Origin of the sequence: Streptomyces avidinii (assembly GCF_045161815.1) — a bacterium.
Lineage (GTDB): Bacteria > Actinomycetota > Actinomycetes > Streptomycetales > Streptomycetaceae > Streptomyces > Streptomyces avidinii.
The window spans coordinates 7073508-7087750 of record NZ_CP108863.1 but is presented as its reverse complement, the minus strand read 5'-3'; the positions used below and the strand labels follow the sequence as shown (position 1 = coordinate 7087750).

Genomic DNA, 14243 nt, shown 5'->3' with positions numbered 1-14243 from the left:
CCACTGACAACGCCCGGACCGGTTTCAGACGGCCCGGTTGCGGCGGGCGGCCAGCTCGTCCGTCGGGTTGTGCCGCACCAGGGTCTCGCCGGTGTCCACGCGCTCGCCGTGCAGCTGCGACAGGGCGCTCTCGACGTCGCGCCAGACCACGCCCACGGCGATGCCGAAGACGCCCTGCCCACCCTGGAGCAGGCTCACGACCTGGTCCGGCGAGGTGCACTCGTAGACGGTGGCGCCGTCACTCATCAGCGTCATCCGTTCGAGGTCCGCGATCGCGCGGTCCTGCAGGTGCTGCACCGCCGTGCGGATGTTCTGCAGCGCCACACCGGTGTCCAGGAAACGCTTGACGATCTTGAGGACCACGACGTCGCGGAAGCTGTAGAGCCGCTGGGTGCCCGACCCGTAGGCGGCCCGCACGCTGGGCTCCACCAGCCCGGTCCGGGCCCAGTAGTCGAGCTGCCGGTACGTGATGCCGGCGGCGGCACACGCCGTCGGCCCGCGGTATCCGACCTGCTCGGGCTCCGGGTCACCGCTCACCGGTTGGACCGGCGTCGACTCCGGCTGACGGCGCGCGGTGCCGACCGCACCACCGTGCAGCGGGTACGCCCCGGCCTCACTCCGTGCGGGGGTGCCCCCGGTCGTACCGTCGCCCGTGATCCTCACGCCGACCCTCCGTCCTTGACCTGCCCACCTTGAAGGTAGGCAGTCACCAGGGGTGCGTCAACGATCGCCACACTCGGCACGCCGAGTGATAATCACCCTGAGAGTGGTTTCCCGTATCCCTTTGCGGGGAAAGGCTAATCGAATGGGCTCAGGTTCCCCGAGGACGACGCGGCCGATACCTCACTGCGGGCCGGTACCGAAGTCCTCCGGCGAGATCTGGTCGAGGAACTCGCGGAACTTCTCCACCTCGTCCTCCTGCTCGTCCGGAATGGCGATTCCGGCGTCGTCCAGCACGCCGTCACTGCCGTAGATCGGCGTCCCCGTCCGCAGGGCGAGGGCTATGGCGTCGGAAGGCCGCGCACTCACCTCGACCCCGCTGGCGAAGACAAGCTCCGCGTAGAAGACGCCCTCCCGCAGATCCGTGATCCGGACCTCGGTGAGCTCCTCGCCGATCGCCTCCAGCACGTCCTTGAACAGGTCGTGCGTCAGCGGTCGGGCAGGGGCCATTCCCTGCTGCGCGAAGGCAATGGCGGTCGCCTCCCCTGGACCGATCCAGATGGGGAGGTACCGATCGCCTCCCACTTCACGCAGGAGCACGATCGGTTGGTTGGAGGGCATTTCCACCCGGACACCCACAACGTCGAGCTCGTTCACACAGCAACCCTAGGACCTGCTCGGCAGGTTTGGGTAGTCGGGCCCCCCGGCTCGGGGCAGCCGGACCCCCAGAGCGGTCTGTACGAGCGCCTCGTGGAGCCGTACGGAAAGCCCCGCGAGCTCCTTCAGGGTGGCCTCCGCATGCGCTCTGGTCTGCGGGTTGCGGTGCCGGCGCAGCGGTGCCACGACCTGCTCCACCAGCCCCGCCTCGCGGTCCGCGGCGGCCTTCATGGCGCGCAGGTGCCGTGGCTCCAGGCCGAAACGCCCCAGATCGGCCACGAGCCGGGCCACGGTGACGGCCTCGGCGTCGAATCCGCCGTCCGGGCCCTCGGCGAGCAGCCCGTACGACTCCCACTCGACCAGCTGCACCTCGTCCACCCCGGCGGCCGCGAGCAGCTCGGCGCGGCCCACCCGGGCCACGGTGGGCCGCTCCCGCCCCACTTCGCCGTAGACGGCCGCGGGCCCGGTGGGATCGGTGGAATCCCCGTGCGCCGTGGGCCCCGGGATGCGGATCTGCTCACCGCGGGCGAGTGCGTCGAGCTGCTCGCGGATGACCTTCAGCGGCAGGTAGTGATCACGCTGGAGGCGCAGGATGCGAGCGAGGCGCTCCACGTCGTCGGTGCTGAACTTGCGGTACCCCGAAGGTGTGCGCCGCGGCTCGACGAGTCCCTCCGCCTCCAGGAAACGGATCTTCGAGATGGTGACTTCGGGGAACTCGTCACGCAGCGTGGTGAGCACCGTGCCGATGCTCACCAGCCGCCCTGCCTGGCCGGCGGTGCCGGCGGCGCCGTTTCTCGGAGCGCCGCCGGTCGGGGTACGCAGCATGGAACCTTCCCTCTGGGGGTACCCCCGGACGGAGTCCGGAGGAGGGTCAGATGCCCCGCAGGCTCGCGTAGAAGACCAGCCGGTACTTGCCGATCTGCACCTCGTCCCCGTTGTGCAGGGCGACGGAGTCGATCGGTTCACGGTTCACGTACGTGCCGTTGAGGCTGCCGACATCGCCGACGGTGAATCCGCCGTCCTGGTTCCTGCGGAATTCGACGTGCCGCCGGGAGACGGTGACGTCGTCCAGGAAGATGTCGCTCTGCGGGTGGCGGCCGGCCGTGGTCAGCTCGCCGTCCAGCAGGAAGCGGCTACCGGAGTTGGGGCCGCGCCGCACGATGAGCAGAGCGGAACCGGGAGGCAGTGCTTCCACCGCGGCCTGGGCCTCGGGGGACAGCGACGAGGCCGACACGTGCGGCTGTCCCGACACCTCGGCCTCATAGGCCTCGAGGCCCGAGATCGAGATCGTGGACGTGGTCTCCGAGGCGCGCTCCGGCGTCAGACCCGCCCGCAGCGGCGCACCGCAGTTCGAGCAGAACCGGCTGGCCGCATCGCTGCGGTGTCCGCACCTGCTGCAAATCTGCTCGGCCGACATGGACGGCTCCTCGTGCCGCGGCTGCCCCGCGGATGCATTGGTGGCATACGGGTCGGGGGCAAACCCTCCACCCGCACTTGAGGTTGATGGTTCACCGAAACCTATGCGTCCGGTACCAGCAGGGTCAACAGCCGACGCGCCGGGGGCACCCGGAACTTCGCCCGGACCGGCGACCTCGTCCCGGAAGAGCGGCCGGTCACCCTGTGCCTCCGCGTCCCCGTGCCCGGCGCGGTGCCGTGCCGCGCCGCCTTCCTCGCGGTTCTTCTTGCCGAACAACTTCTCAAACAACTTCACGGGCGATTCCCCTTGACCGAAACAGACCCGCCCGTGGGGCAGGACGAACTCCGAATGCAGACACCTGCCGACCCGGACATTCTCACAACGTCCGTAACCACCAGACAGTTTCCACCACGCACCGCGACTTCGGTGCGTCGACCCCCCGCAGGCATCCACCCGCGTGGGCCGCTCCACTCTCCACTCCGCATCATCACGATGACGACCGAGCGTAGTCAGGCTGCTTCGCAGCCCGCAAGGCATCCACAACGATCTTCGCCGACCGTGTGACGGCGACGGTGGCCTGCTCCTTCTCCAGCGTCTGGACGACACCGCCGGGAATGTTCAGCGCGGGCTCCAGATCCTGCGGCTTACCGATCACCTTGAACTCATACGGCTGTGTGATCTTCTTACCGTCGATGGCGACCCCGCCGTTCTCGTCCGAGAAGTACGAGCCCGCCACGACGCGCACCCCGTTGATCTGGATCGCCTCGGCGCCGGCCGCCCGCAGCTCCTGGAGCGTGTCCAGCAGCTGGTCGGACTCCACCTGACCCGTGGGATCGGTGATCTTCAGCGTGATCCCCGGCCCCTGGGCTGCCACGGTACCGGCCAGGATGCCGAGTTGGCGCTCCTTCTCCACGGTCTGCTTGCGGGCCTCCTCGGCCTGGTTGGAGCTGCTCTCCAGCTCCCTGCGCTGGTCCTCCAGCCGCTGCTTCTCGTCCTCCAGCCGCTTGGTCCGCCCGTCGAGCTCGTCGAGGATCCGTACGAGGTCCTCCTGGCGGGCCCCGCGCAGCGCGCTGGAGTCGCTGTTGGAGCGGACCTGGATCGCCAGACCCAGGCCCAGGACGAACAGCAGCAACGCCACGATCAGTTGGGCCCGGCTCACGCGCGGCGGCCACAGCCCGGCCGCGAGCCGCTGCCTACCGGTCTCCTCGGGCTGCGCGGGCGCCTCGTCCGCCGGCGGTTCCACGGGCTCCGGCGCCCGCGGGGGCTCGGGGGACTGCGGCGGCCCCGCCGGCCGAGAGGGCTTCGAAGGCTCTGAGGGCTGCGAGGGCTGGGGCGGCCGGCCCGCGCCGCCCGGCTCCTCGGGGCTGTCGTTCGTACTCATCGGCCTCACGCCCGGAAAACGTGCCGGCGGATGGCCGCGGCGTTGGAGAAGATGCGGATGCCGAGCACGACGACCACACCCGTCGACAGCTGCGCGCCGACCCCGAGCTTGTCACCGAGGAAGACGATCAGCGCGGCCACGACCACGTTCGACAGGAACGACACCACGAAGACCTTGTCCACGAAGATGCCGTCCAGCATCGCGCGGAGACCGCCGAACACCGCGTCCAGCGCCGCCACCACGGCGATCGGCAGATAAGGCTCCACCACGGCCGGTACCTCGGGCCGGACCAGAAGTCCGACCACCACTCCGGCCAAGAGGCCCAGTACCGCGATCACGATGCACCCTTCTGCTGCTCTGCTGGTGTGGCTGTACGTACGGTCAGGCTCGACGCGGCCGGCAACCGCAGGTCGTCAGCCTGGGACAGGCTGTAACGGATCCCGTAGCTCTCCTGCAGCACGTGCAGGTACTGTCCGTCCGCCGAGTCCTGGAAGGCCGTACCGAGCCGCTTCTTGTCCCCCACCGCCAGCACCTCGTACGGCGGCACCAGCGGCCTGTTGTCGACCAGTATCGCGTCACCCGCGGCTCTGATCGCCGACAGTTCCGTCAGCCGCTGTCCATTGATGGAGATCGCTTCCGCCCCGGACTGCCACAGCCCGTTGACGATCTTCTGCATGTCACGGTCGCGGAGGCGTCCGGTGTCCGAGAAACCCGAGCTCTCACGCGGCTTTCCGCCACCGCCCGAGGACGCGCCCTTCGCGTCGTCCACCACCAGCTTGACCCCGGGCCCGTGGACCTCCGTGGCCCCGGCCAGCAGCGCCACGAGCTCGCCCTGGCCACCGCCGGGCTGCTTCAGCGCCGCGCGCTGGCGCGCCGCCACATCGGTCCTGAGCCGGTCGATGTCGCGCTCCAGGCCGTGCGTCCGGTCGTCGGCCCGCTCCACCCGGTCGATCAGTTCCTGACGTTCCTTGGCCAGCACCGGCGCGGCTATCCGCGCCTCGGCCGCGCCGAGCGTGACGACCATGGCGGTGACGACGAGCCCGGCCGCGAGCCCCAGCTTGGCCTTGAGGGTGCGGGGCAGACCCGCCGTACCCTCCGCCTCGCGCCGGGCCGCGGCCTCCGCGTAGCCCTCGTCGAGGCTGTGGTCCATCACGTGCGTCAGCAGCGACATGGAAGCGTCCGGGCGCGCGGGCACAGGAGACGCCGAAGTCCGGTTGTGGGGCGGCTGCGACATGCCGCACATCGTCGCATGTCGGCACGGCACACACCCAATGCGTCCATCCGGTGGGCCGGGCCCGCACTCCCCGCACCGGCCCACCGGACGTCCGCCCTACGTCACCGCCCGCCCGGCATCACCGCCCGCCCGGCATCACTGCCCGGCGCCGTCCACCACGGCCGCCCACTCGTCGAGCAGGGCCTGCGCGGAGGCGTCGTCGGGCCCCTCAGCCCACAGGTGCGTGACCGCTTCCGCCGGGTCCGGCAGGACCAGCGCCCACCGTCCGTCGGTCTCGACCACCCGCACCCCGTCGGTGGTGTCCACCTGCCGGTCGCCGGCCACCTCGACGACCCGCCGCATGACGAGCCCCTTCACCGCCCACGGCGTCGGAACGTCCCGCCGCAGGACATGGGCCCGCGGAATCCGGGCGTCGATCTGGCTCAGCGTGAGCTGCGTGCGCGCCACCAGTCCGAGCAGCTGCACGAAGGCGGCCGAGCCGTCGAAGACGCTGCTGAACTCCGGAACGATGAAACCGCCCCGGCCGTCGCCGCCGAAGATGGTGTTCTCCGCACGCCCCACCCGCGTCAGATCGTCGGGCGAGGTCGTCGTCCACTCCACCTGCGTACCGTGGTAGGCGGCGACCTGCTCGGCCACCCGCGTCGTGGTCACCGGCAGCGCGACCTTGCCGCTGCGCTTCTCCGCGGCCACCAGGTCGAGCATCACGAGCAGAGCCCGGTCGTCCTCAATGATCCGCCCGCGCTCGTCCACGAGGGAGATGCGCTCGCCCACCGGGTCGAAGCGCACTCCGAAGGCCGCCCGCGCCGAGGCCACGATCTCGCCCAGCCGCACCAGCCCGGCCCGCCGGGACTCCCTGGTCTCCGTCGGCCGGGACTCGTCGAGCCCGGGATTGATCGTCAGGGCATCCACGCCGAGCCGGCCCAGCAGGCTGGGCAGGACGAGCCCGGCACTTCCGTTGGAGGCGTCCACGACCACCTTGAGTCCGGCATCGCCGATCCCGGTGGTGTCCACCCGGCGCAGCAGTGAGCCGGTGTAGGCGTCGAAGACACTGCCCGGGAACTGCAGGTCGCCGATCTCACCGGGGAAGGCCCGCCGGTACTCCTGGCGCGCGTACACCCGGTCCAGCTTGCGCTGCCCCTGGAGCGAGAGGTCCGCCCCCCGCTCGTCGAGGAACATGATGTCCACGGAGTCCGGTACGCCCGGCGAGGTCCGCAGGACGATCCCGCCGGCGCTGCCGCGCGCGGTCTGCTGCCGCGCCACCGGCAGCGGTACGTTCTCCAGGTCCCGTACGTTGATGGCGCTGGCCTGGAGCGCGGAGATCACGGCCCGCTTGAGCGCTCTCGCACCACGGGAGTGGTCACGGGCCGTGGTGACGATCGCCCCCTTCTTCAGGGTGGTGGCGTACGCGCCGGCGAGCCGGACCACCACCTCGGGCGTGATCTCGACGTTCAGGATCCCGGAGACTCCCCGCGCACCGAACAGATGCGCCTGTCCGCGGGACTCCCAGATCACCGATTCGTTGACGAAGGCGCCGGCCTCGATCGTCTTGAAGGGGTAGACGCGCACGTTCCCCTGAACGATCGATTCCTCACCGATGAGGCACTCGTCACCGATGACGGCGCCGTCCTCGATCCGCGCGGCCCGCATGATGTCGGTGTTCTTGCCGATGACGCAGCCGCGGAGATTGCTGTGGGGCCCGATGTACACGTTGTCGTGGATGACGGCCCGGTGCAGGAAGGCCCCGCCCTTGACGACGACGTTCGACCCGATGACGGTGTGCTCACGGATCTCGGCGCCGGCCTCGACCTTGGCGTAGTCGCCGATGTACAGCGGGCCGCGCAGCACCGCGTCGGGGCTCACCTCGGCCCCTTCGGCGATCCACACGCCGGGCGAGATCTCGAAGCCGTCCATCTCGACCTGGACCTTGCCCTCGAGCACGTCGGCCTGCGCCTTGACGTAGCTCTCGTGCGTGCCGACGTCCTCCCAGTAGCCCTCGGCCACGTAGCCGTAGATGGGCTTGCCTTCCTTCATCAGCTGGGGGAAGACGTCGCCGGACCAGTCGACGGAGACATCCGGATCGACGTAGTCGAAGACCTCGGGCTCCATGACGTAGATGCCGGTGTTGACGGTGTCCGAGAACACCTGTCCCCACGTCGGCTTCTCCAGGAAGCGCTCGACTTTGCCTTCCTCGTCCACGATCGTGATGCCGAATTCCAGCGGGTTCGGCACCCGGGTCAGGCACACCGTGACAAGGGCGCCCTTCTCCTTGTGGAAGCGGATCAGATCGGTGAGGTCGAAGTCGGTGAGCGCATCGCCGGAAATGACGACGAAGGCGTCGTCCTTCAGTGCTTCCTCGGCATTCTTCACGCTGCCGGCTGTGCCGAGTGGCTTCTCCTCGTGGGCATAGGTGAGCTCCATTCCGAGCTCTTCGCCATCCCCGAAATAGTTCTTGACGAGTGACGCCAGGAACTGCACGGTGACCACGGTCTCAGTGAGCCCATGCCGCTTGAGCAGCCTGAGCACATGCTCCATGATCGGCCGGTTGGCCACCGGCAGGAGCGGCTTGGGCATGCTCGAGGTCATAGGGCGAAGACGCGTGCCCTCGCCACCGGCCATCACGACGGCCTTCATGTCGGAAGAGTCCTCCTTGGGAGACGACAGTCGTACCGACCCTCGCCCGTCTCGGTCGGTGACTCCGCAACTCCTCCGCGTCATCCGGCGCCGGGCGGGCTCAATCGGCCGTGGTGTCCGCCTTCACCAGACGGCGGACTTGAACCACGTAAAGGATTCCTGCCCACCAGTAGAGGGTTGTACCCCATACAGCGAACGCCCATCCGAAAACTGCCGCCAACCAGGCCAACCAGCCGCTTCCGTCGCTGAGCAGCAGCAAGGGAAACGCATACATCAGGTTGAAGGTGGCGGCCTTGCCGAGGAAGTTGACCTGAGGCGGCGGATATCCGTGGCGGCGCAGGATCCACACCATCACCAGCAACATCAGCTCGCGCGCGATGAGGGCGCCGGTGAGCCACAGCGGCAGGATCTCGCGATAAGTCAGACCGAAGAGCGTCGACAGGATGTAGAGGCGGTCCGCGGCCGGGTCCAGCAGCCTGCCGAGCTTGCTGATCTGATTCCAGCGCCGCGCCAGCTTGCCGTCGAGGTAGTCGCTGATCCCGCTGAGCATGAGGACGGCAAGGGCCCACCCGTCGTACTCCGCCAGGATCAGCCACAAGAACAGGGGCACGCCGGCCAGGCGAGCCATGCTCAGGATGTTCGGAATGGTGAAAATTCGGTCGGTCTGAACCCGAGTCTCCTGGACCTCCACCCGGGGGCCTCCACTGTGACTGTAGAAATGGTCGTTCGATGCCCCCTGACCCTACAGGAGACCGCACACGTGCCCCGAACGCAGAAAAAGCCCCGCACCGAACCCGTAAGGGCTGGTGCGGGGCTTTCCCACAATGATTGTTCGGCGGCGTCCTACTCTCCCACAGGGTCCCCCCTGCAGTACCATCGGCGCTGAAAGGCTTAGCTTCCGGGTTCGGAATGTAACCGGGCGTTTCCCTAACGCTATGACCACCGAAACACTATGAAATTTGAACGCTGGCATGGACACAGCTGTTCGTTATTTCAGAACTAACACAGTGGACGCGAGCAACTGAGGACAAGCCCTCGGCCTATTAGTACCAGTCAGCTTCACCCGTTACCGGGCTTCCACATCTGGCCTATCAACCCAGTCGTCTACTGGGAGCCTTACCCTCTCAAGGAGGTGGGAATACTCATCTTGAAGCAGGCTTCCCGCTTAGATGCTTTCAGCGGTTATCCCTCCCGAACGTAGCCAACCAGCCATGCCCTTGGCAGGACAACTGGCACACCAGAGGTTCGTCCGTCCCGGTCCTCTCGTACTAGGGACAGCCCTTCTCAATATTCCTACGCGCACAGCGGATAGGGACCGAACTGTCTCACGACGTTCTAAACCCAGCTCGCGTACCGCTTTAATGGGCGAACAGCCCAACCCTTGGGACCGACTCCAGCCCCAGGATGCGACGAGCCGACATCGAGGTGCCAAACCATCCCGTCGATATGGACTCTTGGGGAAGATCAGCCTGTTATCCCCGGGGTACCTTTTATCCGTTGAGCGACGGCGCTTCCACAAGCCACCGCCGGATCACTAGTCCCGACTTTCGTCCCTGCTCGACCCGTCGGTCTCACAGTCAAGCTCCCTTGTGCACTTACACTCAACACCTGATTGCCAACCAGGCTGAGGGAACCTTTGGGCGCCTCCGTTACCCTTTGGGAGGCAACCGCCCCAGTTAAACTACCCATCAGACACTGTCCCTGATCCGGATCACGGACCGAGGTTAGACATCCAGCACGACCAGAGTGGTATTTCAACGGCGACTCCACAACCACTGGCGTGGCTGCTTCAAAGTCTCCCACCTATCCTACACAAGCCGAACCGAACACCAATATCAAACTATAGTAAAGGTCCCGGGGTCTTTCCGTCCTGCTGCGCGAAACGAGCATCTTTACTCGTAGTGCAATTTCACCGGGCCTATGGTTGAGACAGTCGAGAAGTCGTTACGCCATTCGTGCAGGTCGGAACTTACCCGACAAGGAATTTCGCTACCTTAGGATGGTTATAGTTACCACCGCCGTTTACTGGCGCTTAAGTTCTCAGCTTCGCAACCCCGAAAGGTCACTAACCGGTCCCCTTAACGTTCCAGCACCGGGCAGGCGTCAGTCCGTATACATCGCCTTACGGCTTCGCACGGACCTGTGTTTTTAGTAAACAGTCGCTTCTCGCTGGTCTCTGCGGCCACCCCCAGCTCAAGCAGCAAGTGCTATCACCAGTGATGGCCCCCCTTCTCCCGAAGTTACGGGGGCATTTTGCCGAGTTCCTTAACCATAGTTCACCCGAACGCCTCGGTATTCTCTACCTGACCACCTGAGTCGGTTTAGGGTACGGGCCGCCATGAAACTCGCTAGAGGCTTTTCTCGACAGCATAGGATCATCCACTTCACCACAATCGGCTCGGCATCAGGTCTCAGCCTTAATGAGGGACGGATTTGCCTACCCCTCGGCCTACACCCTTACCCCGGGACTACCACCGCCCGGGCTGGACTACCTTCCTGCGTCACCCCATCGCTTACCTACTACAAGTCTGGTTCGTCGGCTCCACCACTTTCCTTTCCCCGAAGGGTCCGGAACGGCTTCACGGACTTAGCATCGCCTGATTCGATATTGGGTGTTTCAAAGCGGGTACCGGAATATCAACCGGTTGTCCATCGACTACGCCTGTCGGCCTCGCCTTAGGTCCCGACTTACCCTGGGCAGATCAGCTTGACCCAGGAACCCTTAGTCAATCGGCGCACACGTTTCTCACGTGTGTATCGCTACTCATGCCTGCATTCTCACTCGTGAACCGTCCACAACTAGCTTCCGCTGCTGCTTCACCCGGCACACGACGCTCCCCTACCCATCACAGCGGGCGTTGGCCCTATTGCTGCAATGACACGACTTCGGCGGTACGCTTGAGCCCCGCTACATTGTCGGCGCGGAATCACTTGACCAGTGAGCTATTACGCACTCTTTCAAGGGTGGCTGCTTCTAAGCCAACCTCCTGGTTGTCTCTGCGACTCCACATCCTTTCCCACTTAGCGTACGCTTAGGGGCCTTAGTCGATGCTCTGGGCTGTTTCCCTCTCGACCATGGAGCTTATCCCCCACAGTCTCACTGCCGTGCTCTCACTTACCGGCATTCGGAGTTTGGCTAAGGTCAGTAACCCGGTAGGGCCCATCGCCTATCCAGTGCTCTACCTCCGGCAAGAAACACACGACGCTGCACCTAAATGCATTTCGGGGAGAACCAGCTATCACGGAGTTTGATTGGCCTTTCACCCCTAACCACAGGTCATCCCCCAGGTTTTCAACCCTGGTGGGTTCGGTCCTCCACGAAGTCTTACCTCCGCTTCAACCTGCCCATGGCTAGATCACTCCGCTTCGGGTCTAGAGCGTGCAACTCAATCGCCCTATTCGGACTCGCTTTCGCTACGGCTTCCCCACACGGGTTAACCTCGCTACACACCGCTAACTCGCAGGCTCATTCTTCAAAAGGCACGCAGTCACGACCGTTGTTCCGAAGAACAACGGCGACGCTCCCACGGCTTGTAGGCACACGGTTTCAGGTACTATTTCACTCCGCTCCCGCGGTACTTTTCACCATTCCCTCACGGTACTATCCGCTATCGGTCACCAGGGAATATTTAGGCTTAGCGGGTGGTCCCGCCAGATTCACACGGGATTTCTCGGGCCCCGTGCTACTTGGGAGATTCTTAAGCAAGCCGCTGATGTTTCGTCTACGGGGGTCTTACCCTCTACGCCGGACCTTTCGCATGTCCTTCGACTACATCAACGGTTTCTGACTCGCCGACCGGCCGGCAGACCGATCAAAAGAATTCCCACAACCCCGCATGCGCAACCCCTGCCGGGTATCACACGCATACGGTTTGGCCTCATCCGGTTTCGCTCGCCACTACTCCCGGAATCACGGTTGTTTTCTCTTCCTGAGGGTACTGAGATGTTTCACTTCCCCTCGTTCCCTCCACACTGCCTATGTGTTCAGCAGTGGGTGACAGCCCATGACGACTGCCGGGTTTCCCCATTCGGACACCCCCGGATCAAAGCTCAGTTGGCAGCTCCCCGGGGCCTATCGCGGCCTCTCACGTCCTTCATCGGTTCCTGGTGCCAAGGCATCCACCGTGCGCCCTTAAAAACTTGGCCACAGATGCTCGCGTCCACTGTGTAGTTCTCAAACAACGACCAGCCACCCATCACCCTGACCCATACGGATCAAGTTCACTGGGGCCGGCACTGAAGACATGACCTCACGGCCGTACCTTCAGGACCCAACAACGTGCCAAGCACGATCCCTCATCAGTGAGTCACTTTCCACGCCGAAGCAGTACTTGTGATCCATCAGAAGAACCGTGCCAACTAATCAACGTTCCACCCATGAGCTGACCGTGCAGAACATTTGTCTGCAATCGGTACTGTGCTCCTTAGAAAGGAGGTGATCCAGCCGCACCTTCCGGTACGGCTACCTTGTTACGACTTCGTCCCAATCGCCAGTCCCACCTTCGACAGCTCCCTCCCTTACGGGTTGGGCCACCGGCTTCGGGTGTTACCGACTTTCGTGACGTGACGGGCGGTGTGTACAAGGCCCGGGAACGTATTCACCGCAGCAATGCTGATCTGCGATTACTAGCAACTCCGACTTCATGGGGTCGAGTTGCAGACCCCAATCCGAACTGAGACCGGCTTTTTGAGATTCGCTCCACCTTGCGGTATCGCAGCTCATTGTACCGGCCATTGTAGCACGTGTGCAGCCCAAGACATAAGGGGCATGATGACTTGACGTCGTCCCCACCTTCCTCCGAGTTGACCCCGGCGGTCTCCTGTGAGTCCCCATCACCCCGAAGGGCATGCTGGCAACACAGGACAAGGGTTGCGCTCGTTGCGGGACTTAACCCAACATCTCACGACACGAGCTGACGACAGCCATGCACCACCTGTATACCGACCACAAGGGGGGCACTATCTCTAATGCTTTCCGGTATATGTCAAGCCTTGGTAAGGTTCTTCGCGTTGCGTCGAATTAAGCCACATGCTCCGCTGCTTGTGCGGGCCCCCGTCAATTCCTTTGAGTTTTAGCCTTGCGGCCGTACTCCCCAGGCGGGGAACTTAATGCGTTAGCTGCGGCACCGACGACGTGGAATGTCGCCAACACCTAGTTCCCAACGTTTACGGCGTGGACTACCAGGGTATCTAATCCTGTTCGCTCCCCACGCTTTCGCTCCTCAGCGTCAGTAATGGCCCAGAGATCCGCCTTCGCCACCGGTGTTCCTCCTGATATCTGCGCATTTCACCGCTACACCAGGAATTCCGATCTCCCCTACCACACTCTAGCTAGCCCGTATCGAATGCAGACCCGAGGTTAAGCCTCGGGCTTTCACATCCGACGTGACAAGCCGCCTACGAGCTCTTTACGCCCAATAATTCCGGACAACGCTTGCGCCCTACGTATTACCGCGGCTGCTGGCACGTAGTTAGCCGGCGCTTCTTCTGCAGGTACCGTCACTTTCGCTTCTTCCCTGCTGAAAGAGGTTTACAACCCGAAGGCCGTCATCCCTCACGCGGCGTCGCTGCATCAGGCTTTCGCCCATTGTGCAATATTCCCCACTGCTGCCTCCCGTAGGAGTCTGGGCCGTGTCTCAGTCCCAGTGTGGCCGGTCGCCCTCTCAGGCCGGCTACCCGTCGTCGCCTTGGTGGGCCATTACCCCACCAACAAGCTGATAGGCCGCGGGCTCATCCTTCACCGCCGGAGCTTTCAACCCCCGCCCATGCAGGCAGGAGTGGTATCCGGTATTAGACCCCGTTTCCAGGGCTTGTCCCAGAGTGAAGGGCAGATTGCCCACGTGTTACTCACCCGTTCGCCACTAATCCACCCCGAAGGGCTTCATCGTTCGACTTGCATGTGTTAAGCACGCCGCCAGCGTTCGTCCTGAGCCAGGATCAAACTCTCCATGAATGTTTACCCGTAATCGGGTGCACACATCACTTAGAGCGGGCACGTCATGTCGGAATAAGACCGACGCGCCACAACGTCCTCGCTGTGTTGTTGCCTGCCAGTGCCCGAAGGCCCGACAGGTCTTTTTCAAAGGAACCTCATCCACCGAAGTGGACGGGGTATCAACTTCTGGCGTTGATTTTTGGCACGCTGTTGAGTTCTCAAGGAACGGACGCTTCCTTTGTACTCACCCGCAGCAACTTCGGCTGGGGCTTTCCTCCGGGCTTTCGTTCTGTTCTTGCGTTTCCGACTCTATCAGACTCTTTCGTGT

9 protein-coding genes and 3 rRNA genes are annotated in these 14243 nt (G+C 64.3%); all 12 read right to left on the bottom strand.

Annotation, left to right across the window (positions count from 1 at the left end):
- Nucleotides 1–24: 24 nt before the first annotated feature.
- A complete protein-coding gene (locus OG373_RS32025) occupies nt 25–663 on the bottom strand; it encodes a MerR family transcriptional regulator (RefSeq protein ID WP_397734140.1) in 639 nt (212 codons plus the stop codon).
- A 180-nt stretch (nt 664–843) separates the two neighbouring features.
- Nucleotides 844–1317: a bifunctional nuclease family protein gene (locus OG373_RS32020; RefSeq protein WP_030009777.1), complete on the bottom strand. Its 474-nt coding sequence runs from the start codon at nt 1315–1317 to the stop codon at nt 844–846.
- 9 nt (nt 1318–1326) lie between these two features.
- On the bottom strand, nt 1327–2142 hold the full coding sequence (locus tag OG373_RS32015; RefSeq protein WP_405441846.1) for a MerR family transcriptional regulator: 816 nt from the start codon (nt 2140–2142) through the stop codon (nt 1327–1329).
- A 46-nt stretch (nt 2143–2188) separates the two neighbouring features.
- Nucleotides 2189–3136 (bottom strand): FHA domain-containing protein, encoded by a 948-nt coding sequence (locus OG373_RS32010; RefSeq protein WP_397734413.1) that lies wholly within the window; start codon nt 3134–3136, stop codon nt 2189–2191.
- A gap of 85 nt (nt 3137–3221) precedes the next feature.
- Nucleotides 3222–4115, bottom strand: a complete 894-nt coding sequence (locus OG373_RS32005) for a DUF881 domain-containing protein (RefSeq protein WP_405441845.1) — start codon at nt 4113–4115, stop codon at nt 3222–3224.
- Nucleotides 4116–4120: 5 nt separating this feature from the next.
- The gene (locus tag OG373_RS32000) at nt 4121–4453 is read right to left on the bottom strand and encodes a small basic family protein (protein WP_189973628.1); all 333 of its coding nucleotides are present in this window, start codon (nt 4451–4453) and stop codon (nt 4121–4123) included.
- On the bottom strand, nt 4450–5358 hold the full coding sequence (locus OG373_RS31995; RefSeq protein WP_397734135.1) for a DUF881 domain-containing protein: 909 nt from the start codon (nt 5356–5358) through the stop codon (nt 4450–4452). Before OG373_RS31995 ends, OG373_RS32000 begins: the two co-directional genes overlap by 4 nt.
- Nucleotides 5359–5484: 126 nt before the next feature.
- Nucleotides 5485–7980: a sugar phosphate nucleotidyltransferase gene (locus OG373_RS31990; RefSeq protein ID WP_405441843.1), complete on the bottom strand. Its 2496-nt coding sequence runs from the start codon at nt 7978–7980 to the stop codon at nt 5485–5487.
- A gap of 100 nt (nt 7981–8080) precedes the next feature.
- A complete protein-coding gene (locus OG373_RS31985) occupies nt 8081–8671 on the bottom strand; it encodes a CDP-alcohol phosphatidyltransferase family protein (RefSeq protein ID WP_030388110.1) in 591 nt (196 codons plus the stop codon).
- Between the two features lie 139 nt (nt 8672–8810).
- Nucleotides 8811–8927: ribosomal RNA gene (rrf, locus tag OG373_RS31980) — 5S ribosomal RNA — on the bottom strand.
- Nucleotides 8928–9003: 76 nt separating this feature from the next.
- Nucleotides 9004–12126, bottom strand: a 23S ribosomal RNA gene (locus OG373_RS31975).
- Between the two features lie 282 nt (nt 12127–12408).
- Nucleotides 12409–13933: ribosomal RNA gene (locus OG373_RS31970) — 16S ribosomal RNA — on the bottom strand.
- Together the 16S, 23S and 5S rRNA genes form the textbook arrangement of a ribosomal RNA operon.
- Between the last annotated feature and the right edge of the window lie 310 nt (nt 13934–14243).